This window comes from Streptomyces microflavus, from assembly GCF_014650075.1.
In the GTDB taxonomy this organism is placed as follows: domain Bacteria; phylum Actinomycetota; class Actinomycetes; order Streptomycetales; family Streptomycetaceae; genus Streptomyces; species Streptomyces microflavus.
Map to the genome: position 1 here is coordinate 125,432 of NZ_BMUG01000015.1, position 24,130 is coordinate 149,561.

General features: G+C 68.4%; 24 protein-coding genes and 1 pseudogene. 14 read left to right on the forward strand and 11 right to left on the reverse strand.

Annotation, left to right across the window (positions count from 1 at the left end; all coding sequences use genetic code 11):
- Positions 1-62 precede the first annotated feature (62 nt).
- The gene (locus IE264_RS33855) at positions 63-218 is read left to right on the forward strand and encodes a hypothetical protein (RefSeq protein WP_158706575.1); all 156 of its coding nucleotides are present in this window, start codon (positions 63-65) and stop codon (positions 216-218) included.
- Between the two features lie 94 nt (positions 219-312).
- On the opposite strand, the gene IE264_RS33860 is transcribed toward IE264_RS33855, so the two are convergent.
- Together IE264_RS33860 and IE264_RS33865 are read right to left on the reverse strand one after the other, a co-directional pair.
- Positions 313-822, reverse strand: a complete 510-nt coding sequence (locus tag IE264_RS33860) for an SRPBCC family protein (RefSeq protein WP_032759664.1) — start codon at positions 820-822, stop codon at positions 313-315.
- Positions 819-1,196, reverse strand: coding sequence for an ArsR/SmtB family transcription factor (locus IE264_RS33865; protein WP_015613172.1), 378 nt, complete (start codon positions 1,194-1,196; stop codon positions 819-821). The genes IE264_RS33860 and IE264_RS33865 overlap by 4 nt, the downstream gene beginning before the upstream one ends.
- Positions 1,197-2,034: 838 nt before the next feature.
- Here IE264_RS33865 and IE264_RS33870 point away from each other — a divergent pair.
- The 6 genes and pseudogenes from IE264_RS33870 to IE264_RS33895 all read left to right on the forward strand — a co-directional run bounded on the left by IE264_RS33870 (position 2,035) and on the right by IE264_RS33895 (position 6,475).
- Positions 2,035-3,144, forward strand: a complete 1,110-nt coding sequence (locus IE264_RS33870; protein WP_015613173.1) for a hypothetical protein — start codon at positions 2,035-2,037, stop codon at positions 3,142-3,144.
- A 395-nt stretch (positions 3,145-3,539) separates the two neighbouring features.
- Positions 3,540-3,677, forward strand: a pseudogene (locus IE264_RS33875) (VOC family protein); the annotation flags it as partial.
- Positions 3,678-3,909: 232 nt separating this feature from the next.
- A complete protein-coding gene (locus tag IE264_RS33880) occupies positions 3,910-4,509 on the forward strand; it encodes a hypothetical protein (protein WP_032759665.1) in 600 nt (199 codons plus the stop codon).
- A gap of 507 nt (positions 4,510-5,016) precedes the next feature.
- Positions 5,017-5,472 carry a GNAT family N-acetyltransferase gene (locus IE264_RS33885; RefSeq protein ID WP_051822003.1) on the forward strand — a complete coding sequence of 152 codons (456 nt, stop codon included), beginning with the start codon at positions 5,017-5,019 and terminating at the stop codon, positions 5,470-5,472.
- Positions 5,473-5,673: 201 nt separating this feature from the next.
- Entirely contained in the window at positions 5,674-5,895 is a 222-nt protein-coding gene (locus IE264_RS33890; RefSeq protein WP_158706576.1) for an STAS domain-containing protein, read from the forward strand.
- A gap of 106 nt (positions 5,896-6,001) precedes the next feature.
- Entirely contained in the window at positions 6,002-6,475 is a 474-nt protein-coding gene (locus IE264_RS33895; RefSeq protein WP_032759666.1) for an ATP-binding protein, read from the forward strand.
- A gap of 239 nt (positions 6,476-6,714) precedes the next feature.
- Here IE264_RS33895 and IE264_RS33900 read toward each other — a convergent pair whose 3' ends face one another.
- Complete coding sequence (locus tag IE264_RS33900; protein ID WP_078618934.1) at positions 6,715-6,888, reverse strand: CsbD family protein; 174 nt, start codon at positions 6,886-6,888, stop codon at positions 6,715-6,717.
- Between the two features lie 223 nt (positions 6,889-7,111).
- Between IE264_RS33900 and IE264_RS33905 the strand changes: the two genes are divergently transcribed.
- Positions 7,112-7,696 (forward strand): hypothetical protein, encoded by a 585-nt coding sequence (locus tag IE264_RS33905; RefSeq protein WP_015613178.1) that lies wholly within the window; start codon positions 7,112-7,114, stop codon positions 7,694-7,696.
- Positions 7,697-8,002: 306 nt separating this feature from the next.
- Here IE264_RS33905 and IE264_RS33910 read toward each other — a convergent pair whose 3' ends face one another.
- Together IE264_RS33910 and IE264_RS33915 are read right to left on the reverse strand one after the other, a co-directional pair.
- Positions 8,003-8,296: an STAS domain-containing protein gene (locus IE264_RS33910; RefSeq protein ID WP_015613179.1), complete on the reverse strand. Its 294-nt coding sequence runs from the start codon at positions 8,294-8,296 to the stop codon at positions 8,003-8,005.
- Entirely contained in the window at positions 8,296-12,441 is a 4,146-nt protein-coding gene (locus IE264_RS33915; protein ID WP_032759667.1) for a SpoIIE family protein phosphatase, read from the reverse strand. The genes IE264_RS33910 and IE264_RS33915 overlap by 1 nt, the downstream gene beginning before the upstream one ends.
- A 263-nt stretch (positions 12,442-12,704) precedes the next feature.
- On the opposite strand from IE264_RS33915, the gene IE264_RS33920 reads away from it, so the two are divergent.
- The 3 genes from IE264_RS33920 (at position 12,705) to IE264_RS33930 (ending at position 14,592) form a co-directional block, all read left to right on the forward strand.
- A complete protein-coding gene (locus IE264_RS33920) occupies positions 12,705-13,820 on the forward strand; it encodes a PP2C family protein-serine/threonine phosphatase (protein ID WP_032759668.1) in 1,116 nt (371 codons plus the stop codon).
- Complete coding sequence (locus IE264_RS33925) at positions 13,817-14,173, forward strand: STAS domain-containing protein (RefSeq protein WP_015613182.1); 357 nt, start codon at positions 13,817-13,819, stop codon at positions 14,171-14,173. Before IE264_RS33920 ends, IE264_RS33925 begins: the two co-directional genes overlap by 4 nt.
- A gap of 98 nt (positions 14,174-14,271) precedes the next feature.
- Positions 14,272-14,592 (forward strand): STAS domain-containing protein, encoded by a 321-nt coding sequence (locus IE264_RS33930; protein WP_094214170.1) that lies wholly within the window; start codon positions 14,272-14,274, stop codon positions 14,590-14,592.
- A gap of 221 nt (positions 14,593-14,813) precedes the next feature.
- Here the strand turns inward: IE264_RS33930 and IE264_RS33935 are convergent, their stop codons facing one another.
- The gene (locus IE264_RS33935) at positions 14,814-15,209 is read right to left on the reverse strand and encodes a hypothetical protein (RefSeq protein ID WP_032759669.1); all 396 of its coding nucleotides are present in this window, start codon (positions 15,207-15,209) and stop codon (positions 14,814-14,816) included.
- 264 nt (positions 15,210-15,473) lie between these two features.
- Here IE264_RS33935 and IE264_RS33940 point away from each other — a divergent pair, with 264 nt between their 5' ends.
- Positions 15,474-16,646: a PP2C family protein-serine/threonine phosphatase gene (locus IE264_RS33940; protein WP_015613185.1), complete on the forward strand. Its 1,173-nt coding sequence runs from the start codon at positions 15,474-15,476 to the stop codon at positions 16,644-16,646.
- Positions 16,647-16,783: 137 nt separating this feature from the next.
- On the opposite strand, the gene IE264_RS33945 is transcribed toward IE264_RS33940, so the two are convergent.
- From IE264_RS33945 to IE264_RS33965, 5 genes are all read right to left on the reverse strand, one after another.
- Complete coding sequence (locus IE264_RS33945) at positions 16,784-17,539, reverse strand: glycosyltransferase family 2 protein (protein WP_032759670.1); 756 nt, start codon at positions 17,537-17,539, stop codon at positions 16,784-16,786.
- Positions 17,536-18,123, reverse strand: coding sequence for a class I SAM-dependent methyltransferase (locus tag IE264_RS33950; protein ID WP_032759693.1), 588 nt, complete (start codon positions 18,121-18,123; stop codon positions 17,536-17,538). Before IE264_RS33950 ends, IE264_RS33945 begins: the two co-directional genes overlap by 4 nt.
- A gap of 65 nt (positions 18,124-18,188) precedes the next feature.
- Complete coding sequence (locus IE264_RS33955) at positions 18,189-18,953, reverse strand: PIG-L deacetylase family protein (RefSeq protein WP_015613188.1); 765 nt, start codon at positions 18,951-18,953, stop codon at positions 18,189-18,191.
- The gene (locus tag IE264_RS33960; protein WP_051822005.1) at positions 18,950-19,939 is read right to left on the reverse strand and encodes an acyl-CoA dehydrogenase family protein; all 990 of its coding nucleotides are present in this window, start codon (positions 19,937-19,939) and stop codon (positions 18,950-18,952) included. The genes IE264_RS33955 and IE264_RS33960 overlap by 4 nt, the downstream gene beginning before the upstream one ends.
- Before the next feature lie 244 nt (positions 19,940-20,183).
- A complete protein-coding gene (locus IE264_RS33965) occupies positions 20,184-20,570 on the reverse strand; it encodes a GNAT family N-acetyltransferase (RefSeq protein ID WP_373301948.1) in 387 nt (128 codons plus the stop codon).
- A gap of 1,226 nt (positions 20,571-21,796) precedes the next feature.
- Between IE264_RS33965 and uppS the strand changes: the two genes are divergently transcribed.
- Together uppS and IE264_RS33975 are read left to right on the forward strand one after the other, a co-directional pair.
- The gene (gene uppS, locus IE264_RS33970; RefSeq protein WP_106960305.1) at positions 21,797-22,507 is read left to right on the forward strand and encodes a polyprenyl diphosphate synthase; all 711 of its coding nucleotides are present in this window, start codon (positions 21,797-21,799) and stop codon (positions 22,505-22,507) included.
- Positions 22,504-23,973, forward strand: a complete 1,470-nt coding sequence (locus IE264_RS33975; RefSeq protein WP_032759673.1) for an oxygenase MpaB family protein — start codon at positions 22,504-22,506, stop codon at positions 23,971-23,973. The genes uppS and IE264_RS33975 overlap by 4 nt, the downstream gene beginning before the upstream one ends.
- The last annotated feature ends 157 nt before the right edge of the window (positions 23,974-24,130 follow it).

The following is a 24,130-nucleotide window of genomic DNA, read 5'->3' on the forward strand; positions in this document are numbered from 1 at the left end:
CTCACCAACGAGAGCGCCGCCTCGGGGTGGCGCTCACCTCACGACAAGAGCGACGCCTATGGGTGCGTGCTTCGAAGCCGGTCCGGGACGCCGTGGGTGGCTACCGGCCGCGCAGCTTTCCCCGCTTCCCGCTGCTGACCGAGCCGCGACTCTCCGACGAAGAGCCCGCCGCCCGCCTGGGTCACTTCGACTCCTGCCACGCCCGCCATGCCCGGTGATTTTCACCGCACGCGCTGAGTCCGGCTCGTTTCCCGGCTGGAGCACCTCCAGGACGAAAGCAGCCGACCCTCCTACTCGGCGTTCTCGTCGGGCTCAGTTGAACATGTCGAGGTAGTGCTGTGCGTGGACGGGGTGGTAGTCGCCGAAGTCGACTGATGCCGGGTCACCGCCTGTCTCGGCGACGGCGAGCCGGTCGAGGTAGTAGTCCCAGCCGGGGCCGACTCCACCCGCCATCGCTGGGTCGTCACCGACGGACTGGGCGAAGGTGAGCGTGGTGGTGCCCTCGTGCTCGACGAGCGTGAGAGTCATGTGCCAGACGAGTTCCTGGCCGGGCACCTGCGACGTGAGGACCAGACGGTGGGGAGCCTGGCACTCCTGGATGGTGAGGAGCTCGGCCTGGTGCTCGTCGCCCTCGTAGAGCATCCGGAAGTCGACCGAGCCGGTCGACGGGTCGCCGGTCCATTCGCCGATCCAACGGGCCAGACGGTCCGACTCGGTGACCGCCGCCCAGACGTCCTTGATACCGGCCCGGAAGGTACGGTCGAAAGCGATGCTGTCCAGGCCGTCGATGGTCACGCGACGCCCGGTGGGGGTGCTGGTCATGCGGATTCCTCCTGAGGTCTTCCGGTGCCGGGAGCGGCGTCGGTGCCGGCCCGGCGGTCGTGGACGGTTCTGCGGACCTCCAGGTCGAGGGCGTCGAAGGCGCTCTCGGGGATCGGGGGACGGCGCCCGGCGAGCTCGTCGAGCAGGGCCCGGACCGGGGCGAGGCCCGGGCGGGCGAGCGCGTAGTGGCGCTCGCGACCGTGGTCCTCGACGGTGGCCAGCCCTGCCTCGGTGAGCAGTCGCAGATGTTTGCTCACCGCGGGCCGGCTGATCGGGTGCCGTGCCGCGAGGTCGACCACTCGGGCCGGGCCGGAGGCAAGTGCGCGCAGCAGATCACGGCGTATGGGGTCGGCCAGGGCGATGAACGGGTCCACCCCCTATTCGTAACCCATAGGTTACCAATAGGCAAGTCCTCGACTCCACGACTCCGGGATTCCCCGAACGAAGAAGCGACCTCCCGGCGGGGCCACTTCCTTACCCGGCCAAGCGTGATCGCCACGATGAGTGCGACAAGGCCTCCGACCAGAGCGGCACGCGCACCCGCGACCTCTCAAGCAAATACGGGCCGCCCCCCGAACGCCAAGGACCTGTCCAGGCAAGTCGGCGGAACGCGGGCCACCGCCCGCTAGGACGCCGGCACCGCGCTCACCGCAGTCGCCCGTCTCGTCGGACCACGGTCACCAGCCGTCTCATCGCCGACTCCCCTCCGGTTACGCCCTCCTGTTCGACCTAGCCGAACTCGTCCAGGCCTCCTAACCCGCGGCCGAGACGAGAAAAGGCTTCCGTCTGGCGAACCTCCTCCTGGAGCTGATGAAGAGGGCAGGCGCTTCTCGGCCAAGCTCGGCGGTGGTGTGCGGGAAAAGAGCTGAGGCGCGAGAGGCAGAGCAGGACGACCGTTGGCAGGGCCGCGGCCGGAACAGCTGATCTACATTGCAATCCAAGAAAGCGGAGTGGGCTCCGGTGCCCCTGCGGCCGGTGCGGCGAGAACCGGAACGGCTGACGGAGAGCGTTGTGCGGGGCCGCGCTTCTGGGACAGTGGGCATCGGATTCCGAACCTGTGGCACGCCGCAGGGCGCGTGCTCTGCCGCCTCCTCCAGAGCCGCAGAGGGCTGATGCAAGCGCCCCTCGCGCGGCGGTACGTGTCCGGATCTTCGCACCACCGCCCCGGATCGCGCAGGCAGTACCCGACCTCATCAACCAGGGGGACCGCCCATGCACGCCCGTACCGCAGCCCCGTCGAGAAGACCCGCCCGGGCCGTTCTGCTTGTCTTCGCCATGCTGGCCGCTCTCCTGGCCGCAGCCGTTCCCGCCGCCACCCCTGCTCACGCCGCCGTTCCCGACCGCTGGGGATTCGCCTACCTGGACAATGCAACCCCGCCTCCCGGCTACGTTCCCGACCCCTCACGACAATGGGGTAGTTGGACCTCACCGTCCACCAACCCCGTCAAGGTCGACCAGATCGGCCTCGGCTCCTACGTCGTGCACTTTCCCCTGATCGGCGGACCGGGAGGGATCGCTCATGCCACCGCCGTGAGCAGTGCTGCCCGCTGGTGCCAAATCGCCGACTGGAAAAGCGTGGGGCCCGGCCAGGACGTCTACGTGAACTGCTACGTCCCGAGCGGCGCGCCCGCCAACTCCCTCTTCACCGTCCTCTACACGAGCAGCAGCGGTCTGCCCACCACCCCGTCCGGGTCGTACGGCTATCTGAACTCGGACAGCAGTGGCACTGTCCTCACCCAGTACAACTCCACGGGTGCCGTCAACGCGGTGAGCAAGGGCGCGACTGGCCTCTGGAAGGCGTGGCTTCCCGGTCTTGGCCTCTCCGGCAACGCCGGCAATCTCCAGGTCACTGCGGTCGACGCGAAGAAGGGCGCGCGATGCAAGGTGTCCGACTGGTCACCCGGCACGGCTGGGCAGACCATCGTGGTCGCCTGCTACGACGCTTCGAACGCCCCTTACGACAGCGAGTGGACTCTGAGCTACTCGTATCTGCGCGCGGTCCACGGACCGGCCTTTGCGCCGAGGTCCTTCGGATATCTCTGGTACAACGGTTCACTGCCCCCTCTGACCAACTACAACTCCAGCGGAGCCACCAACACCCTCGCAGGCTCGGGGGCACCTTTCACGGTGACCTTGCCATCGGTGGCCGTCCCGTCGGACACCGCGCACGTCACCGCCTACGGGAAGGGCCCCGAGTACTGCGGCCTGTACGCGTCCTGGGCCAGGACCAGTGGTTCCGTCCGGCTCTACGTGGCATGCTTCAGCGCGGGCGGAACACCGGTGAAGACTCCCTTCTTCGCCGCCTACACGTCTGCGGTCTGAGCTGCTGAGCAGAGCGGCTCAGCGAATTGAACCAGGCAGCAAGAAGGCCCGGGTCTCTGACCTGGGCCTTCGCCATGACGCAAGTCACAGTAATCAAATTTCCTCGGGCGCACTGGCACAGGATAAAGGTGGCCGGGCCCATCCGAGAACGATTCGATGTGATGTTGTTTCAGTAAGCGGAATGCGTTGCCGGCTCCTGGCATGATTGCAAGGTTCAGGCAGAGCGGGAGGGAGCCTCTTGTCGCCGGTGGCTTCGCCGCCAGGGCCTCGTCGTCCTCGTGAGCTGTCCGGTTGGATCGATTGATGTCCGAGATTGCCCAGCTCCTGATGGGGCTGGGCAGACCCTTGGAGGAAGTGAACGGCAGAACCTCAAGCCACCTTGGTACGGTGCACCGATGCCAGCGATCAAGAAGTTTCAGGTGGCTTCTGACTGCGCAGAACCTGAGCGTATCGCTCGCTTCTGGTGCGAGGTGTTGGGGTACGTCGCACCGCCGCCACCAGAGGGATTTGCCACTCGGGATGACAACAGCCGCTTGGGCAGCGGGGTTCCTGATTCGCCCGCAAGCGGTGGAAGATCCCGCAGCACGCAGGGCCTGAGTGGCATTCGATAGGAGTTTTACTCGGATGCACAGATCCCTATTGTGGCCAGCACCCCCTCTCTACTCACGTCATCACCAACATTGCGAAATCTGGGGGGCGTTGGTGATCCTTTACATGATAGAGTCTTAATGAATTATCAGGACGACGCAACAAAAGGGGAATGGCGTGGGTACCGAGAAGGTTACGGCTCGACGTATTACGGCCGAGGAGACTTCAGGTTTGGACCTCCAGGACAGCATCTTCGTCCTGGCAGGGATGGATGGCGTCTCCCCCGACTGCTACGCACGAGCTTTCCTCACGAAGCCGGGAAGGAATTTCGAGGGTGGCTCCTTCACCGTGCGGACGGTATTCGGCGACGAGATTCACATCTTTCCCGATAATGCTGAAGAGGGCGGGGTCTGGATCGCGGAGAAGGCAGGGGAGAAAATCGAGGTTCTCCAGAGCGCCGGCGTTCTCCTGAACCTGGCCCTCTTCGTCCCCGGGGGAAGCAAGGAGTCTCTGGAATCGCTCTATTCCGCTGCCCGGGACGCGTTCGGAGCAGGGATCGTCCAGCGTTGGAGCGAGGAAGTCGTCGAAGTACCGGACGCCAAGGTTGACCTGTACGAGGAGCCGGCCCGGGGACGGAAGAACACGAACGGCCAGAACCGCGACCGCCGCGCCCTGGACATCTACCCGACTCGAGTCCGGTTCCTGGAGCCCAGCGAGGGCTGGAAGTTCGTCGTGGAACCGCACAAGGAGATCATCGACGAGACACCGACGATCTGACCTGACGGCAGGTTAGCTACTATTTCGCGGGAGCCCGTCAGCAAGCTGACGGGCTCTTCGCCCGTGGGGCCGCGGCTGACTCGGCCCTCCACGAGTCGTCTGCCAAACTCACGCACCTCTTCAAGCGGTGCGCCGGCCTCGACCCGGTACGCGAGGCCGACCATCACGCCTTGAGGCGAGGACACCCGATCGAGCGGGGTCGTAGGCCCCAGAAGTGCCAGGGTCTGGCACTTCGCCTTCCCGGTGCCCCAGACCGCTTCCCCACAGCCCATAGAGATCACCAAGGTCGCTCTCAAGCGCGTCCCTCCCGGGATCGAGGCGCTGGAGCAGGAGAGCGGAGAGTCAGCAGGTTGCAGTCCAACCCGGGCCAGCCGCAGGCATCTCAACCATCGCGAGACCGCGTTTCGAGGTCGCTCCGGTGCGGCCGGGGTGTCCTCATGGGCGCTGCGGAACGCGGACACGAATACTCAGCTGACGGTTACCCCGCCGCAGGATACGGTCGTACACATGATCGAACTCACCGCTATTCGCCGCTATACCGCCACGGATGAGAGCGCCGCGATGGACGTCTGGTCCAGGGCCAGCCGCATTGCACACCCCTTCATCTGTGGTGAGGGCGAGGGCGAGCGCGCACGCAAGATGCGTGAGGTCTACCTCGTCCACGCGGAAAACTGGGTCGCCGAGTCGAACGGCCGCGTGGTGGCTCTCCTCGGCCTCCTGGACGCCGAGATCGGTGGCCTCTTTGTAGCTCCGGAAGCACAGGGCAAGGGCGTAGGCCGACAACTGGTGGCACACGCAGCGGCTTTGCGCGGGCCCCTGACTCTCGATGTGTACGAGAAGAACGTGGAAGCCCGGCACTTCTACGCCCGGATGGACTTCATGGAAGAGAGCCGTCGCGTCGACGACGATTACGACGAAGTCATGCTCAAGCTTGTTCGACCGGCCCCAAAGAACCAGGACTGAAACTGTGAGGTACGGCGAGGGTGCCTCCGGAGACCACCGGCTTCGGCCAACAAGCTGACCGCCGCCCCGGACTGCACCCTCCGACTCCCCCAAGCTAGTGCGGAGAGCCACGCGACGCGATCCGCCGTGACGGCTCCGCTCCGTCGGGAGCAGCTACTGCATGCGGTGGCGGCGCAGCCCGCGTTCGCCGGGGACCCGCCGGTGCGCACACTACGAGGCGCCCCGCCAATCCGCCCCGCCAATCCGCCCCTGCCGGAGGAACACGCACGTCGGCGAGGGGGTCATGGGATCCTCGCCACCCATCAGCGCACCGACCTGCGCATCGTCGCCGCCTCCCCCACCGTCACCCGCCTCTTCGACGTCATCGGCGCCGTCACCTTCCTCCACATTCACCCCACCGTCGAAGCCGCACACGCCCCCTGATCGACATGACGATCAGGGCTGTCTGAGAATGCGTGGGGCCGGGTAAGCGGCAGAGGCGACCGGAGCGGATGAGCCGCCGGTTCGTGTTGACAGGGGAACTTCTTCCATGGAGCAGCTGACGATGACCGGGCAGAAACGACGAGAGGCGGCTGCCAGGGGGACCGTGCGGGACAGTGCCGCATACGACATGGCACCCGGTGAGATCGCCCGGGCCCGCGCGTTCGTCAGAGAATTCCTTGAAACCGCCCGGTCGCAGCACGGACTGACCATCTCCACACGGGCCGCTGACATCTCCCAGCTGGTCGTGAGCGAACTGGCCACCAACGTCTGCAAGTACGCACCGGGCCCTTGTCTGCTCGACGTCGAAAGCGATGGCGTCCTGCTGGACATCTCCATGTGGGACTCCGGCCCCGTCCTACCCACCGCCTCCCCCGCCGACCCCACACGGATCGGCCAGCACGGCCTCGAACTCGTCCTCATGGTCTGCCAGAGCTTCACCGTGCACAGCGAACCCGTCGGCAAACGCATACGTGTCCAGATCCCCCTCAACGGAGACCCCAGCGCCCCGAACACCTGGTAGAAGACCCGCCGCGATGGCGCCCCCACCGAGCGGCCCGTGCCGAAATGCTTCGCATGCCCCGGGCCCGGGCGACAGCCGAGAAGGACCAGTGGGTGCTCTGCATCACTCCGCGGACACTCACCTCCGCCTCCGCGCGGCCCGCTGCGCGGACATCATCGTCACCGACGTCAGGGCCCGGGCATGGCACGGCCCCGCTGGAGCAGAGCTCCGCGGGGCCTGATGCAACCGGCTGCACGATGTCAGTCGGTGAGGGCGTCCTTGACCTTCTCCTTGGCCTGACGGGCGTCGCCCTTGGCCTGATCGGTCCGGCCTTCGGCCGTGAGCCGCTCATTGCCAACGGTACGGCCGGCGACTTCCTTGATCTTGCCCTTGGCCTGCTCAGTCTTCGCCTGGGCCTTCTCATCAGCAGCCATGCCACTCACACCCTTGCTCTGCTCGACGTTGCGGTCCTCCACCACCTGACCCCCGACGCCGTCTTCAAACGTGCAGCTCGCCGATCCTGGCGAATATGGACGAAAAACAGTGCCTGACCTGCGGTGCAGAGAAGGACTCGCTCGGAAGGACTCCTCTGTCGTCACAGGGAGCCAGAGGTCCGCCCGTGGACCACCCTGCCGAGTGAGGGCAGGATCGGACCCTATGGGTGACGAGATGATGATTGCGCTGATCGGGGCTGGGAGCGCCCTCGCGGGTGCCCTGATCGGAGGGGCGGCGGCGGTGATGGGGGCGGCCAGGGCGGCTCGGAGCGCCTACTTCGGGCCGCTGGACGTCGCACGCCGCGAGGGGCAGCGCGAGGCGTACGTGGCACTGCTCAAAGCTGCCGACACATACGAGGCGGAAACGGCCTCAGCGGTTGAGCACGCGCGCCTTCTGCTGGAAAACTCGACCCGTGGGTCGGCACACCGCCCCCTGCGCTCCGGCCCGGATGAGCTTGCCGGGTATCGGGATTCCATCTCCTCCGCAGCCACACATCACCCGGTGACGGCCGCTGCCCGGCAGGTCGAGCTTGAGGGCCCGACCCGCGTCGCCGAGGCCGCCAAAGCTGTTCGGGCAGCTGCCCAGCAACTCGCAGTCACGCTGACCGGTGTCGAGAGGGGCTTCGGTCACCCTGACGAAGGCCTGGGTCCGGTGATTCCGGATCAAGCCCACGAGCAGCACGAGGCTTTGCGGTCCGCAATCAACGCGTTCGCCAGCGTCGCGGGTAAGCGCCTCAACACCTGGTAGCCGAAAGTGCACGGGCTGGACCGCATCCGCCCGGGCCTTGAACGGCGTGCAACTCGTTGCCCGTCAGCCGGCTACGGCCATCCGTGATTTCGCTGCTTTCCGGTGCTCGGTGAACCTGTATCCCATCGGCGTCACCCTGGAGTTCACGATGACGGTTCCAGAAGGCACGTGCGTTCTCATGGCCACCTGGTCGGGTCAGGCCCCTGACCCGGCGACAGGCCACGCCTCTTCCGGTACGCGACGCTACGAACTTCGCTCGATCGTCCGGCGGACGCTCGGCCGGCGGCGGACGCCGGTCGTGCGGTCTCAGACGTCCGGGCCGCGGGTCGTGGTCAGGTCGGCGAGTCCGGAGATCGTCAGGACGGGGGTCAGGAGCGGGCCTGCGATGAGTTCGAGGCGGTCGGCGTGGGCGAACAGAACGCTCAGACCGGCGCTGTCGAGGTAGTCGACTTCAGTGAGGTCGATGACGAGGGGGCCTGCGGTGGCGTCGAGAGCGGCTGCCAAGGCGTCGGTATTGCTCATGTCGATCTCGCCGACGGCCTTGAGCAGGGGTGTGCCGTCCGGTCGGCTGCGGGCAGTGAGGGTGAGCGGTGTGGTCATCAGACGATCCTCGTGTGCATGCCGACGGTGGTGCCGGCCGGGCTGGGGGTGATGGTGACCTGCTGCATCATTGCGCGCATCAGCGTGACGCCCCGGCCGCGGTGGGCGTTGAGTTCGGGCTGGGGTGGCTTCCAGTTGCCGCTGTCCACGACGGACAGATGCAGGTCGTCCACGAGTGCCTCGGCCCGGAGGCGGATGGGCTCCCCTGGGTTGTGGCGGTGGCCGTGCTCGATGGCGTTGGCGCACGCTTCCCCGGCAGCGACCAGGACGTTCTGCACGGTGCGGGGCGGCAGGTCGCACTGGTCCAGCCAGCTGCGCAACGCCTTGCGGACGGGGGCCAGCTGCTCCGACTCGGCGGGGAAGGTCATCTCCAGCGGTGCTGGGTGACGGTACAGCAGCAGGGCGACGTCGTCGTCATATCCTCCGGCCGGGGCGAGGCGTTCCATGACCTGCGTGGCGAGGTCGTCGACGGCGCTGTCGCGGCCTGCCTGGACCGCCTCGCCCGCCTGGTCGATGCCACTGGTCAGCGGGCGCCTTCGACGTTCGACGAGGCCGTCGGTGTAGAGCAGCAGCGTGGCCCGGGCGGGCACGTCGCATGCCGCCTCCGGGCGTGCGGTACCTGGGCGGACGGCCAGAGGGGCGTACCTGCCGCCGTCCAGCAGCACCGTTGTGCCGTCGGGGTGCGCAAGGATGCCCGGCGGGTGGCCTGCACTGGAGTACGTCAGGCGGCCGGTGTCGGGATTGAGGACACCGCAGAAGACGGTGGTGCACATGGCGCCGGGGACGCCGGCGGCGAAGTGGTCCAGCGCCATGAGGGTCCGGGCGGGACTGGCGTCCTGGAGCAGCAGGGCGCGGCAGGCGCTGCGCAGCTGGCCCATAACGGTAGCTGCTTCCAGTCCGCGGCCCACGCAGTCGCCCACGACGATACCTATGCGCCCGTCGGGCAGTGACACGGTGTCGTACCAGTCGCCGCCGACCTCCAAGGGTCGGGTGGCGGGTTCGTAACGGACGGCGAAGCCTTCGGGCAGCTGGGAGGGGCCGAGGATCGCACGCTGCAGGACGAGAGCGATCTCGCGCTGTTGGTCGATCTGGTGGGCACGGGTCAGGCCCTGGGCGAGGTGTCCGGCCAGGAGTGACAGCAGCAGCTGGTCCTCGCTGCTGAAGGGCCGTTGGTCGCCGAGGTCGACCCACAGCGCCATCGGGCCGTCGGGGTGTTCCAGGATGATGCCGGCCCCTGCGCTGTCCAAGGTCGGGGCGAGGAGGGGACGCTCGCACAGGTCGGTGAGTGCCTGGCGGCGTTCGGCGGGCAGTTGTTGCCAGGTCAGACCGGGTTCGGTGGCGGTCAGGGTGGGTGTGTCGCCGCGGTCGAAAACCACAGCCAGTACGGAAGTCGCGCGCCACAGTTCCTTCAGTTCGGCCAAGGCAGCGCTCAGAGCTTGCGGCAGGTCCTCGGCCTGGGTCAGGCAGGTGCTGAGGGAAGCGAGGGCACTGTCGCGCTGAATGGCGTAGTGGTCCGCGGTGGCGTCGCGGAAGGTCCCGACGGTGACGGTGCGCCCGCTGTCAGGATCCTGGGCCGGATTGAAGGTGGCGCTGATCCACAGGCGGTGCCCGTCGCGGTGTGTGACGGGGATGGTGTAGCTGCCCTTGTTCTGATCGAGGAGGCCGGCGAAGGCGTCGGCGACCTGCCGGTGGGCTTCCGGGTCGGTGTCGGCGTCCGGCCACCAGGGGTGCATCGAGGGGTAGGGCAGGTTCTCGGGGCCGTAACCGAGGATGTCGGTGAAGGCGGTGTTGATCTCTATGACTGCGCCGTCCTGGTCGCAGACGAAGAACGCTTCCTGCAGGGAGTCGACGAGCGCGGTGCGCCAGCGAGCGTGGTGATTGCGCAACCGGGCCAGTTCGACGTTCGCCCGCACCCGGGCGAGGAGTTCGGCGGCGGCGAACGGCTTGACGAGATAGTCGTCGGCGCCGGCCTGGAGGCCCTCGATCGACGCTTCCTGGCCCGCCCGTGCGGACAGCAGCAGCACGGGGACGGCTGCGGTGCGTGGATCGGTACGCAGAGCAGCGACCAGAGCAAGGCCGTCCAGGCGCGGCATCATGACGTCGCTGACCACGAGGTCGGGGGCTTGCGCACGGATCGCGTCCAGTGCGTCCAGGCCGTCGTTGACGGCGCGGACCTCGTAGCCCGCTCCGGCCAGTAGCCGGGAGAGGTACTCACGCATGTCGGCGTTGTCGTCGGCGATCAGCACCCGGGCGGCAATTCCCGGTCCCGTGACGGGCTCGCCGTCGATGGTGTCGACCGTTGATGCGCCTCGCTGCCCCCCGGGCAGCCAACGCAGTGCTTCTTGCACGTAGGGAGAGGCATGGACGGGTGCCGCGGAGGTGCCGGCTTGAGGCGTGAGGGCGTCGGAGGACAGGTGCGCGGCGCCGAACGGGAGGCGAATGCTGAAACTGGTGCCCTCGCCCTCGGTGCTGCGGGCGCTGATCGCGCCGCCGTGCAGGTTCACGAGTTCCTGGACGAGGGCGAGCCCGATGCCGCTGCCTTCGTTGGAGCGGGAGCGAGCGTTCTCGATACGGTGGAAGCGTTCGAACAGCCGGGGCATCTCCTCCGCAGGGACGCCTATACCGGTGTCCCTGACGGTCACTACCGCCTCTCCGTTCGCAGCACGCACCACCACGGCGATCGAGCCGTCGAAGGTGAACTTCAGCGCGTTACTGAGAAGGTTGAGCATCACCTTCTCCCACATGCTGCGGTCGATGTACACCGGCTCGTCCAGGGGAGGGCAGTCGACGATGAAATCGAGCCCGGCCCGGTCGATCGCCGAGCGGAAGACGCTGGCCAGTTCCGAGGTAACGGCGGCAAGATCCGCGGGCTCGTAGGTCGCCTGCATCCGGCCGGCTTCGATGCGGGAGAAGTCCAGCAGCGTGTTGACCAGTTTGCCCAACCGGAGTCCGTTGCGGTGGATCACCTCGAGCTCTTGTTGCACCTGGGGGTCGCTCTGCGCCAGTCGACCACGCAACTCTTCGAGCGGTCCCATGATCAAGGTGAGCGGAGTGCGGAACTCGTGGCTGATGTTGGAGAAGAAGGTGGTCTTCGCCCGGTCCAGCTCGGCGAGCTCCTCGGCTCGCTGTTGCTGCGCCCGGTAGCTGCGGGCACTCGCTATCCCCGCGGCGATGTGCCCCGCGACGAGTTCGACGAAACCGCGGTAGGCGTCGTCGAGCGGCCGGTGCTGATTGAGCCCGGCGACGAGGAATCCGTACGGCGAGCCGCCCTGTTGCAGCAGCGGCACCACGAGCGCCTGGGTGGGCGGCGCGGGCCAGCGTCCTGTGGGCAGTTCGGTGAACAGCTCCGCGTCCAGGGGGACGAGCGCCGATTCACCCAGGGCGGGCGCGGCCACAGGCCACGCCCCCTCCGCCCCTCCCGTGGGCAGTTTCGCCGGTGCGGCCGGGTGCCCGGCCCCGATACCGGCCGCATTTGCCAGCCGGGCGCTGCCGTCGTCCTCGAAGAGATAGGTCAGGGTGAAGGGGAGGTCTGCCAGGTTGCCGCTGAGCTGCCGACCGGAGAAGGCGAGCATCTCTTCTTCGGTGCGCACCACACTGGGGTCTGAGCCCAGGTCCCGCAGCGTGGCCATCCGTCGTTCCCCGATGACCCGCTCGGTATCCTCACTGACCACGCACAGCATGCCGACCACATGGCCGTTGTCGTCGCGCAGAGGACTGTAGGAGAACGTGTGGTAGGACTCCTCCGGATAGCCTGATCGCTGGACGAAGAGCAGCAGGGCCTGGTCCCAGGTTGCCTCACCCGTACTCAGCACAGTGTCGATCCGTGGGCCGATGTCGTCCCAGATCTCCGCCCATACCTCGCTCGCCGGGCGGCCCAGGGCCCATGGGTACTTGCTGCCCAGGGTGTCCCGCCGGTAGGCGGAATTGCAGAAGAACGTCAGCTCGGGCCCCCACGCCATCCACATGGAGAAGCGTGACGACAGCAGAATGCTCACCGCGGTCCGCAGACTCTGCGGCCAGTCTGCCGGTGGCCCGAGGGGGTGCGTCGCCCAGTCGACCGTGGCAAGGTCCTTGCCGACCTCGGCGTCCGCGGAGAACACATCGGCTGCGGGTGCCGGCCGGTCCCTGGCGCCTTCAGTACCCATCGTTCGGCACCCCTTCGTCCACGTCGGCGGGTCCCCGGGGCCCCGTTCCTGTTGCCTGCGCTCGAGACCGCCTCGCAAGCGCACATCGTCCCCCGCGGTGCGGGAAGCGGATCGAGAGCTGCATCCTCTGCCCGCCCCACCTGGCACCGCGCCTTCATCCTCCCTGCGGGGCCACCACCTCAATCGGTGTTGGGTGGTGCGATCCGTAGGATAGGACAGTCGCCTCGAAGGCGGGCACGTGGGACGGTGACTGGGGGACGACAATGACGGTGACGGGGAGTGCCTTGCGCCCGAGCCCGGCGCCTCGGTCCGCCGATGAGGAACGACGCCTGGCCGCAGTGGACCGGTACCAGATCCTGGACACCCCTCCGGATGGAACGTTCGACAAGGGGGCCGCTCTCGCCGCCCGGATCTTCCGCACCCCAGCCGCCGCCATCACCACCGCCGACGGCTACCACCTTGGCACCGTCAACGTGCTCGACACCCACCCCCGCCAGGTGACCGCGGAGCAGCTGGCGGCCCTCCAGAACCTGGCCGCCCTGGTGATGGACCAGCTGGAGATGCGCCTGTCGGCCATTCGCACAGTCACCTCCGAACGGCAGATGCGCACCGCAGCCGAACGCCTCGCGCGCACCCTCCAGCGGACCCTCCTGCCACCCGCTCTGCCCCAGGTTCCCGGCCTCAGAGCGGCCGCCGCCTACCACGCGGCTTCCGCCGACGAAGTGGGCGGCGACTTCTACGACCTGTTCCCCCTGGACGACGGCCGATGGGCGTTCTTCCTCGGCGACGTCTGCGGCAGAGGAGCCGAGGCCGCGGCCCTCACCTCGCTCACCCGCTACACATTGCGCGCCGCCGCCATCTACGGCCCTGACCCGTGCGCGGTCCTGGCCAACCTCGACACCGTCCTCAAAGGCGAGTACCCGGGAACCGACCCCCGCCACTGCACCGCGGTCTTCGGCGTTCTGGGACGGACGGAAGACAGCTCCTTCACTCTCACTCTCGCCGGCGGCGGACACCCCCCGGCCTCGGCCGTACGGGCCGACGGCACGATCCAGCCCCTACCCGTCACCGGCGGACAGCTCATTGGGCTGCTGCCCGAACCCCGCTTCACCCAGACCTCCACACACCTCGCCCCTGGTGACGCCCTGCTGCTGTACACCGATGGCCTGACCGAAGCCCGCACACCGAGCGGTCCCATGCGCCAAGAAGAGGGCCTGGCCGCGCACCTGGCAGCCGGCACCTGGGACGACGCGGACGATCTGGTCGCAGGTATCCGTAGGCTCCTCGACCACCTGGGCACGGGCGTCAATGACGACACCGCCCTCCTTGCCCTGTCCGTGCCCATACACCCACCCGCACCTGCACAGGAGACCCGGTGAGCAACCAGACTCTGACCGTGACCACCTCGCCCCACCCCGTCGGCGCCTACGTCCTGACCGTCACCGGCGAACTCGACCACCACACCTCGCCGCGCCTCCGCGAAGCCCTCGACGAGATCGCCCTCGCGACGGGCACGGGCCTGGTGATCGACGTGTCCGGCTTGACCTACTGCGATTCCACCGGAATCACTTTGCTCGTCACGGCCTACCAGCGTGCCCAGGCCACCGGTGCTCTGCTCACCCTGGCGGGGTCGAGTCCCGATCTCCTGCACCTCTTCCGCATCGTCGGACTGGACCAGATCTTCACTCTGCAGCCGACGACCGAGCAGGCCATCGCCGCACTGCACTCCTGATGTCCTCGCACTCCCGGCAGACCCGAGACGAGGGGTCCCGCGCGATGACAGGGGTGGTCGGGGGCGAAAGCCCAAGGGCGCTTGGCGATAATCGTCTGATGACGACTTCAGACGCTCACGATGCACACACAGAGCCGCTACCCGTGATCTCCCCCAGCGGAGAGTTCGACATGCACAACGTCACGTCGTTGGAAGCGCAGATCGGGACGATGGCCGTCGTGCACGGCGGACTGGTGCTGGACGCCAGCTGCATCACATTCGCCGACTCGTCCTTCCTCCGGATGATCCTGGCTGTGCACCAGCGCACCGACCTGCGTATCGCTGCTCCTTCCCCTCGGGTTGCCAGGCTGTTCGATCTCGCCGGTGTCGAGACGTACCTGCGGATCTATCCGACCCTTGACGCCGCCCGTGCCCTATGACGAGCTCAGTCGTGGAACGCGGGCGGAAAGGATGTCGGACATGGAGAGGGGCATGGAACAGGGCCCCCGCCTCTGCAGGGGCCCTGTTTCCGGACCGCCCAGGCACACCGCTTGCACCTGAAGCTGTACGCCGGAGGGGCAGCAGTCGCTTCCGGGTGCGCTCGCCAAGCGCCGAACACCCGAATTCTGCTGCCTACGTCATCGAGGCGGGATCGCTCACGCTACCTCAGAGCGTACGCCGCGGCCTGTGCGAGAGTGCTCGCTGCGTCGGAACGCTCTGCCTTGGTCGACTTCTTGTCGGCCAGCACCTTGGCGGCGGCAGTGAGCACCTTCTTGCGCGGCCTGGCAGGCAAGGTGGTCGGCGACTGAGCCAAGGCACTGGCTGCGGCCTTCTTCTCGGACTTCGACCGCGTCTTGGACCGCATCGTCTTGCCGGCAGCGGACGCCGGCCCGGACTTGGTCGTCCTGGTGTCGGCCGTACCCGCCTTGCCGGAGGTTTGCGACAATGCGCTGGCAGCGGCCTTCCTGCTGCGCTTCGACTGGCTACCCCGAGCGGCCCGGCCTGCCGCTGAGGCGGCCTTCGGGCCCGTAGTGCCGGATGCCTTCGTCTTCGCCATGGCGCTCTCCGTCGCTCGTCCGTCAGTTCTGTCGTCACAGCCGGGTACCCGAACTTGCCCGCAAGGAACGGCTGGAAGCGATATCGCGTCCGCTCGGACGGCAGGGGCCACGTCTTCACCGCCGGCCGAACTCGGGACGAGGCCGGCCGGCCTGCAGAGGCACCCCCGGTACTCAAGAGCTTCGACCACTGCTTCGAAAAGGTCTGCACGGTGGGTCAGCGGCGGTTGAGCGGGCAGAAGGCCTCTTAACTTTTGGAGGCTGTGGTGGTGTGTGATCGGATTGGGCTGGCTGAAGTGCTGGCGGCGGCGGAGGATGCCGCGCCGGTGGACTCGCTCGATGTCGTGGCGCGCAATCTGCGTACCCGGTTCGGTGCAAGGTACGTGTCGTTCCTGTTCGTCGACGTGGTTGGTAGACGTCTGCTGCGGGTCAACGACACAGCAGGTGCCTCACAGGGGCACCGGGCCGAGCGGGTGCCCCTTGCCGGCAGCGGCATCTACGACAAGGTCCTGCGTGCACAGAAGCTGATGCAGGTGGAGGCGGACGGGCCGGGGCAACGTGTGCTCGCTCCGGTTACCAACCGCGGTGACACCATCGGCGTACTGGAGCTGTTCCTCGACGTCGTGAGCGAGGAAGTGCTGGCGCAGGTCGAGGAGGCCGCGCACGCGTTGGCCTACATCATCGTGACCGACCGCCGCTTCACCGACCTCTACCACTGGGGCAACCGCACCACTCCGGTCAGCCTGGCAGCGGAGATCCAGCGCCAGCTCCTGCCGTCGGCCCCCTCGTGCGAAGCGGCCGAGTTCGCCCTCGCCGGAGCTCTGGTCCCGGCCTCCGACATCGCCGGCGACACCTACGACTACAGCCTCGACACCAACACCCTGCACCTGTCCGTCACCGACGCCATGGGCCACGACGTAGACGCCTCCCTCACCGCCACCCTCGTCGTGAACGCCTCCCGCGGCGCACGCCGCGCCGGAGCGGACCTCACCGAACAAGCACGCCAGATGCACCAGGCCCTCCTGGAGCACGCACCACGCACCTTCGCCACCGGCCAGCTGCTACGCATCGCCCTCGACGGAACCGGCGCCCAGATCGTCAATGCTGGCCACCCCGGGCCACTTCGGCTGCGCAACGGCACAGTCGAGGAAGTGCCTCTGGCCGTCAACATGCCCTTCGGCTTCACTCCACAAGGTTGCTACCAGGTACAGGACATCGACCTGCGCCCCGGTGATCGTCTCGTGCTGTACACCGACGGCATGCAGGAACGCGAAGCGGCGACGGTCGACCTGCCCCGTCTCCTGCTCCGGACCGCCGCTGAGCACCCGCGCGAAGTCGTACGCGCCCTGGTCGCCGCAGTAGCCGACGCTTTTGGTAACCGGCCCCCCAAGGACGATGCAACCGTCCTGTGCCTGGACTGGCAAGGCCCCGCAACTTGAATCTGCCCATCCGGACGCCTGAACCCGACGGGGCTCTCCCCGGCGGCGGTGCGGGTGAGCATGCCGGCGCCGCCACGGTGTCGTCCTGGGCTCCTCCGTCCCAGGGCGGAAGTGTGGTTCCTCGCGGGTGCCGGTGTTCAGCTCACGGCCCCGTTTCCAGACGCGGCCAGTGGCGCGGAGTCCAGGTCGATCAGGTGGTCGCCGAAGCCTCCCCGTGCGCGAGGGGTGCTGCGGGCCGAGGTGACGACGGGGCAGTCGGAGGTACGCAGGATGTGCGCGCCGGTACGCTCCAGGGCGTCGACCAGGCCGCGGTCCTCGTCGAGCGGAGTCGGCGGGAAGCCGCCTGCCGCTGCGTAGGCGCGACTGCCGACGCCGAGGTTCGCGCCGTGCACGTGCGGGTGGTGCCACGGGCGGCCCGCAGGTGGGCGGGACATCTCGTAGAGGTGGCGGTACCGGACGGCCAGATCGGCTTTGTCCGGCGGCCAACGGTCCACGGTGACGGTGCCGACGACGGCGTCCCAGCCCTCGGCGGCACGCGCCAACTGGTAGGCGAGCCAGTCCGTCCCCACCGTGCTGTCGGCGTCGGTGGAAGCGATCCACACGCTGCCCTGGCCCTTGTCGAGCGCGCCGAGCGCAGCTCGTACGCCTGCGGATCGAGCCTGGCCGACGTTGCGGAAGCGGACAGGCACGACGAGAGCGCCCGCAGCACGGGAGACGTCACCGGTGGCGTCCGTGCAGCAGTCGGCCACGACCACCGTGAGCACGCGCACCGAGCCGATGCCGGGGTGGGCGGCCGCTGCACGCACGGATTCCAGCGTGCCCGGAAGGAGGTCCTCCTCGTCGCGGGCCGGGATGACGACGGCGATCGCTTCGATACTGCTCGGTCCGGTCATACGAGTCCTTCGCGGGCGGCGGGAGAGGGCGCCGCCGTGCCGTCGGTGCTGGTGCGCTCGTACACCTGGAGCACGAAGTCCCTTTCGCGGTGGTCGGCGGTCAGGGTCAGCCCCGGCAGGGAACCGACGATCGGGGCCAGTGTGCTGCCGGTTCCGCGGTGGTCCGGCACCGGGTGGTTCCAGTGCACAGTGACCAGGGTGCCGCCCGGTTCCAACGCGCCGACGGCGTGGCCCAGGAGGCGCTGGAGGGTGGGGGCGTCGAAGTAGTAGAGCAGTTCCGACAGGACGACGAGGTCGAAGCTGCCGAGCGGCCACTGGCCAGGAACGGTCAGATGGCATACGTCCACATGAGGGAGAATGGAGGTGCGCCGACGTGCGGTGGCGACTGCGGATTCAACCCGGTCACAGGCCACCACCCGGTCGCACCTCTCGGCCAGACGAACGGTCAGCTCGCCCACGGAGCAGGCGGGTTCGAAGGCGCGGCGGTAGCGGTCCCGGGGCAGGCTGGCCATGGTGAGGTCGTACTTACGGCGCTCGTACCAGCGTTCGGCGAGGTGCCAGGGGTCGGGAACGTCGCGGTACATGTCCTCGAAGTATGCGCCGGGGGTGCCCGCATGCCCGGAGGCGTCCGGTGTGTGCTGTGCGCCGTTCACCGGAACACCACCTCCCGGTCACGCAGATGATGCGCCAGTTCCTCCGGAGGAAGAATCGCCGCGTCACCCGGGCTCGGGCCCACTGGCGCGATCTGGCTGACGAACTGCGCCACGGCCGCCCGCTTCCGGTCCAGCACCGTCGGGGACAGCGGGATGCGGACCGCGCGCCGCCACGGCACCCGGGGGTCGCCCGGCGCCGCCCAGTGCCACATCCACACCGGATAGAGCCAGCAGACGACGCCCGCAGAAGCCGCCGCGCGCGCGGCTGCCCGGCCCGCCGCCTCGTGGTCACCGTGCACATCGCCGGTCCACGGCGCGACGACCAGGTCCGCGCCGTCCACCAGGCGCGCGATCCGGGCCGTGACCTCGTCCTCGTACGCCACTACCTTCGTGTCGGGGACCTGAAGCCGTACGACGGCCGAGTCCGCCGCACCGAGCTCTGCCAGCGCCGCCCGGGTTTCCGCGGCACGCACCTTCACAAGGTCGGACGGGGTGATCAGATCGCTGTCGGGGTGGGAGCCCTCGCCATCGGTGACCGCCACCACAGTCACCTCCGTACCCGAGGCTGCGAGCAGGGCGATCGCGCCGCCGAAACCGAGCACCTCGTCGTCAGGATGGGCGGCGACCACCACTACACGGTCGAAAGGTCCCAGGGCTGTTTCCGGAAGGCCGGCCCAGCCGGGCCATGCCTGCCACTCCGCCTCGGGGGTGCCGGGTGCCTGGATGGGATCGGCGAAGCCTCCGTCCGCGGGGCGCGTCACAGCTCGCCCTCCGGCCTGGCCAGGTGGGCGCCCAGCGCGGCGAGGTCGCGTTCGGCATGGTGCTGGCGGATGTACACGCTGAGGTCGGCCACGGTACGGGCGTGCGCGGCGTCGTGGCACAGCGGGCCGGCGCCGGTCGCCCTGCCCACGTGGTCCAGAACGTCCCGGCAGACGGACTCGACGAACGCGCGTACTCGCATGGCCCGCAGTCGGGCCCCGCCCCGCTCGTCGTAGGGGTCCGCGTCGATCTCGTCGGCCGCCTGCTCCAGGAGTGCCGCGGCCGCGTACAGCTGGACGTCCACCGCCCCCAGGTGAGCATCCGTGTGCGGCTCGGCCCGCCCAGCAGCCGCCTCGCGCAGTACCCGGGAGGCAGCCACCGCGCCGCCGTACCAGCATGCGGCGACCCCGATGCCACCGTGCCAGAAGCCGGGGCGCCGCACATATGCCTCGGGTCCGCCGATCAGGTGGGCCGGCACGTCGGAGAACTGCACGCCGGGGGTATCGCTGCCCGCCATGCCGACAGCCTGCCAGGTACCTTCCAACGGCCGGCAGCCGATTTCACCCACGCGTACCGCAAAGAGCCGCCGCACCTCTCCCTCCCGGGCGGTGACCAGCGCGTGGGTGCAGCTGTGCGCACCCGAGCAGTACTGCTTCAGCCCGTTCAGCATCCAGACCGAGCCGTCCCGGACAGCGGTGAGACCTTCGCCCGGAGGCTCGGCTGCCCATACGCCCCACCGCTCCCCCGGCGGCGGCGAGGGTTCGCCCAGCTCCGCGCGGATGGCCACGGCGTCGACATGCCCCTCGACCAGGCGCGCGGTGCACAGTCCCGCTTCGGCGACCGAGCTCAGAGCCGCGAACCGCTCAGCGGTACGCCCGGAACCCGGCAGCGGAAACGCCAGCTCTCCGGCCCCGATACGCCGGACGGTGTCAGCGAACCCTTCTGCGGCCGCCGCCGCACCGCCGGTCAGAGTGGAATCTACGGGCATGGTTCGGACTCCTTCGGGACGGACGAACAGGTCTGACAGAGCAGGAAGCCCTTCATGGCGGTTGAAGAGCGGACCGCCGAGCTCCTCAGCGTTGACGGCCCTCTTCTGTGCCCCTCTCACCAGGAACGAAACACTTCACGGCACAGAGCGCGAGGGGAGACACCGCCCGGAGACTGCTGGTGCGGCGTGAAGTGAGACACGTGACCGCGCCCGCCGCTGCAGAGCCCTGGTCACCTCGCCTGCCCTACGGCTCTGGCTCCCCACCGACCTTCCGGACAGGCCCCAAGGCTGCAGGGTCCTGCTTCCAGTCCTGGCCGAGGAGGCCGAGCACCTCATCCAGGAACTCGCCCAGCAGCCAGGCCGAGGAGCACAGGACCCCCTCGCGGACGAAGCCGTTGCGCTCGGCGGAGCGCAGCATCGCCGTGTTGTCCGCGAGCGTCTCGGTCTGCAGCCGGTGCAGGTTACGCAAGGCGAACCCGTAGTGGCCCAGGGTCGCGACGACGTCAGTTCCGTAGCCCTTGCCGCGAGCGGCGGGCAGCAGCGAGAGGCCTACGTGCCCCGAGCGGCTGTGGGTGTCGATGCCCCACAGCGTCGCGGTGCCGATCAGTGCGCCGCCGGCCAGCTCCACCACGGAGAACGCGACACGCCCCCTCCTCGTCGTCCACGGCCAAGGGCGAGCTCTTCGCGTCCCTGGTGAGCCGGTAGTGGTCGAAGGCCGGTCTCCGGGCCAAGCTCCATCGCCTGGCCCTCGACGGAATCAGTTCCCGAGGCAAGGGGCCCGAATCCTGCCCAGGCATGAGCGTGATGGCGTACGACCGGTCTGTAAGCCGAACCGGCGGAATAGGTGAGACGCGGCAACGAGGGCACCGAGCCGATCGCCGCCCCATGGGGTGGTCAGAGAGCGGCCGGCACCCTGGATGAAAGCGGTTGCGGACTGTGGGGGCACATGCCGGCCGCGGTCATTGTCGGGACGCACATCCGGCGCAGGAGATCACGTGTGGCGCGCAGCCTCAGAGTGCTGCGCCAGCTCACGCCGGGGTGACGGGAACGTAGATGGGACAGCGCGCGGCTCCCCAGGCCGGTGTTGCGGAAACGCTCCTACTGTCCATGACTTTTCCGTGAAGGCGATTCAGAGCGCGGAACCCACTGGTCGGCGGCGGGGCGACTTTGAGGCGATTGCACGGGTGCTCGCACGTCCACCCCGGCTACGAGCACGACGACCGCACGGCCACGTTCTTCAGATGTGAGTGGGCACGTGAGGTCCACGACGACCGCGAGTGCCGACGGGAGGAGGCGGCTCCGCCGAGCGTTGAGCACAGGGTGGGCATGAGCCCGGCTCAATGGCTGCTTCCGCGTCTCGAACGTGTCGAATGCGAGGATGCCGGCCAGCGCCCCAAGCGTGTATGCCGTACTTCACCGTCATTCCCCAGACCCCTCATGACCACTGGTGTGGTGTGAGTTGACGGGATGCTGCAGCGGGGAGATCGCCCCGCTCTGTCGGTCGAACCAGCACGGTACGGCGAGGCGGAGGCGGGAGAGTGCCGGTCGCGATCACCGGCGAAGGCTGCCCGTCGCCTATCGGGCGTATGAGCCAAGGGTGACGGCACCCCCGTTTGTCCTCTCAGGGTTCTTCCGTGCCGTCAGAATCGCGAGAGGCAGCGCCCCGGTGGGGCGTGTGTATGAGTGAATGGGGCGGGCGTGACCGAGCGCGACAGGGTCGGCCTTGACGCTCCGGGCGAGGTGGGGCCGAGTGTGACGGACCACGGCGTGCACCACACACGCGAGGTGGTTGCGGACCGGCCGGGTGATCGACAGTCCGCCGACGAGCAGCGGCGAGACGGCCGGCCGGCGCGTGCCGTGCCACGGCACGTGGCCTGCGTGATGGACGGCAACGGTCGCTGGGCACAGCTCCGTTCGCTTCCCCGAACAGCGGGCCATCGGGCTGCGGAGGCCACCGTCATCGATGTCATCGAGGCGGCCCGGGCTTCCGGCGTGGAGTGGCTCAGCCTGTACGCCTTCTCCACCGAGAACTGGAACCGTCCTGGTTCCGAGGTCGCCTATCTGATGCGCCTGGTCCGCCGGGTTGTGCGCAAGCACGCCCCGTTGCTGCTGGCCCGTGGCATCCGCTGCCGCTTCCTCGGGGTCGCCGACCCGCGTATCCCCCGCGAACTGGCCCAAGACTTTGACGACCTGGCGACGCTGACCGCCGACAACAGGGGGATGACGCTGACCCTCGCCTTCGACCACGGCGGGCGCCGGGACATCGTCGAGGCCGCCAGGTCGCTGATCCGCAGCAAAACGCCCGCTGATGAGGTGACCGAGCGGCTCTTCGCGGACCACCTCCCGTTCCCCGACACCCCTGACGTGGACCTCGTCATCCGCACCTCCGGCGAGCAGCGGATCTCCAACTTCATGCTCTGGCAGGTCGCCTACGCCGAGTGGGTCTTCCCCGAAGCGCTCTGGCCTGACTTCCGGGCCCCGGACTTCCTCGCCTGCCTGCATACCTACCGGCGGCGTGACCGCCGTTTCGGCGGCGTACCACCCCAGACGAACGGAGCTCTGTCATGACGACTGGAACCACGGGAACAGCTGACGCGACACCCTTGTTCGGGCCGGAATCGCAGTTCCGCGCGTTCTTCGACGACCCGCGCTGGGCGCTGGCCATGATCCGCGCCACCGTGCTGGAGGCTGCCCACCCGCAGATCGGAGCTGCCCTCGCAGACAACTCCACTTTCGTCACCCATCCCTGGCGCAGGCTACGGAACACCTTCCTCAGCATGAGGCGCATGTTCGACGCCGACCCGGCGGTACGCGAACGGGAAGCCTGCCGGCTCAACAGACTGCACGCCCGCATGAGTGGCTCCGACTCCCGCGGCCGCGCCTACGACGCGATGGATCGCGCGGCCCGCGCCTGGGTGGTCGCCACCCTCTTCGAGAGCGCCGTCACCATGTGCAGGCTCAGCGGCCAGCCGCTCGGCCAGGACACGATGGAACGGATGTACGCCGAGTACCGTGCGTTCCTCGCCGCGCTCGAAGGCGACGCCGGGGCTCTGCCGGAGGACATCAACGATTTCTGGCGGTACTTCGACCGGGTCGTCGGGGACGAGTTGGAAAACACCGAGGCAGCCCGGGTCATCCTCTACCGGCTCTTCGACCACCTGCCCGCCCCGGCACTGCTCGACGGCATGCCCACGCTGTGGGCGGCCGGCCGGGCTCTCATCGGTCCCCTCCTCGGCGCGATCACCGTCGCCTCACTCCCTGAGCCCTACCGTCGCAAGGCGGGCCTGCCCGAGATGCCCGGTGCTGCGACTCTCATGCAGGGCGCCTACCTCACAGCCGGGTTCACCCGTTTCCTGCCCGAGGGCTGGATCAATGCCGAAACCATCATCGAGACCCTCTCCCTCTCACCCGACAGCGACGATCCACGCGCCCGGACCATGACCGCACTGCGCGCCCGCATGAAGCGGGGGGCGGCCCTGATCCGCCTCCTCACACCACTGAGCGGTGACTCAGACCCGGACTCGGTCCCAGCCACCCCACCGTCCACGGGAGAGGGGCGGCGCTCGGCGGAGGAGTTCTTCCGCCAGGTGTTGGACCAGACCGGCGACGGCCACCTCGACTGGCCTGACCTCGCCGCCATGGCACGCGAACTGGCCACCCGCCTCGACCTGGACGAACCTGAGGAGACCCGGCTTTACGACGCCTTCGCCGCTTGGTGGCGTGAGCTCCAGGCCGCCCTCGATACGGACGGCGACGGCCGCGTCAGCGCCGACGAGTACGCCACAGCCGTTCCCTCCCTCGCCGGGCCGGCGCTGATCCGCGTCGCAGAGGTGCTCTTCGACGCCACCGACAAGGACGGCAGCGGCACCATCGACGCCGACGAGTACCGAACCCTCTTTCGCACCGCCTTCCACCGCGACCTTGCCACCACCAACGACACCTTCGGCCGCAGCGCCTTCGTAGGCGACTTCCTTTCCTTCATGTCGGGCCGCCGCACGAACACTCCGTATGACCCCCTCCTCGCCGATGCCTGAAGAAGTCATGCAGGCTTGTTCTCGCAGCAGCGGCGGTTGCGACAGCAGTGAGGTTGCAGGGACTGCCCAGCCCTACGTGAGGCAGCGGGCTGTCCGCTCGGCGGTGAAGCGGCCTTGCTGCCCATGCAGCGCCGATACCGACTGGATTGCGCGTTTG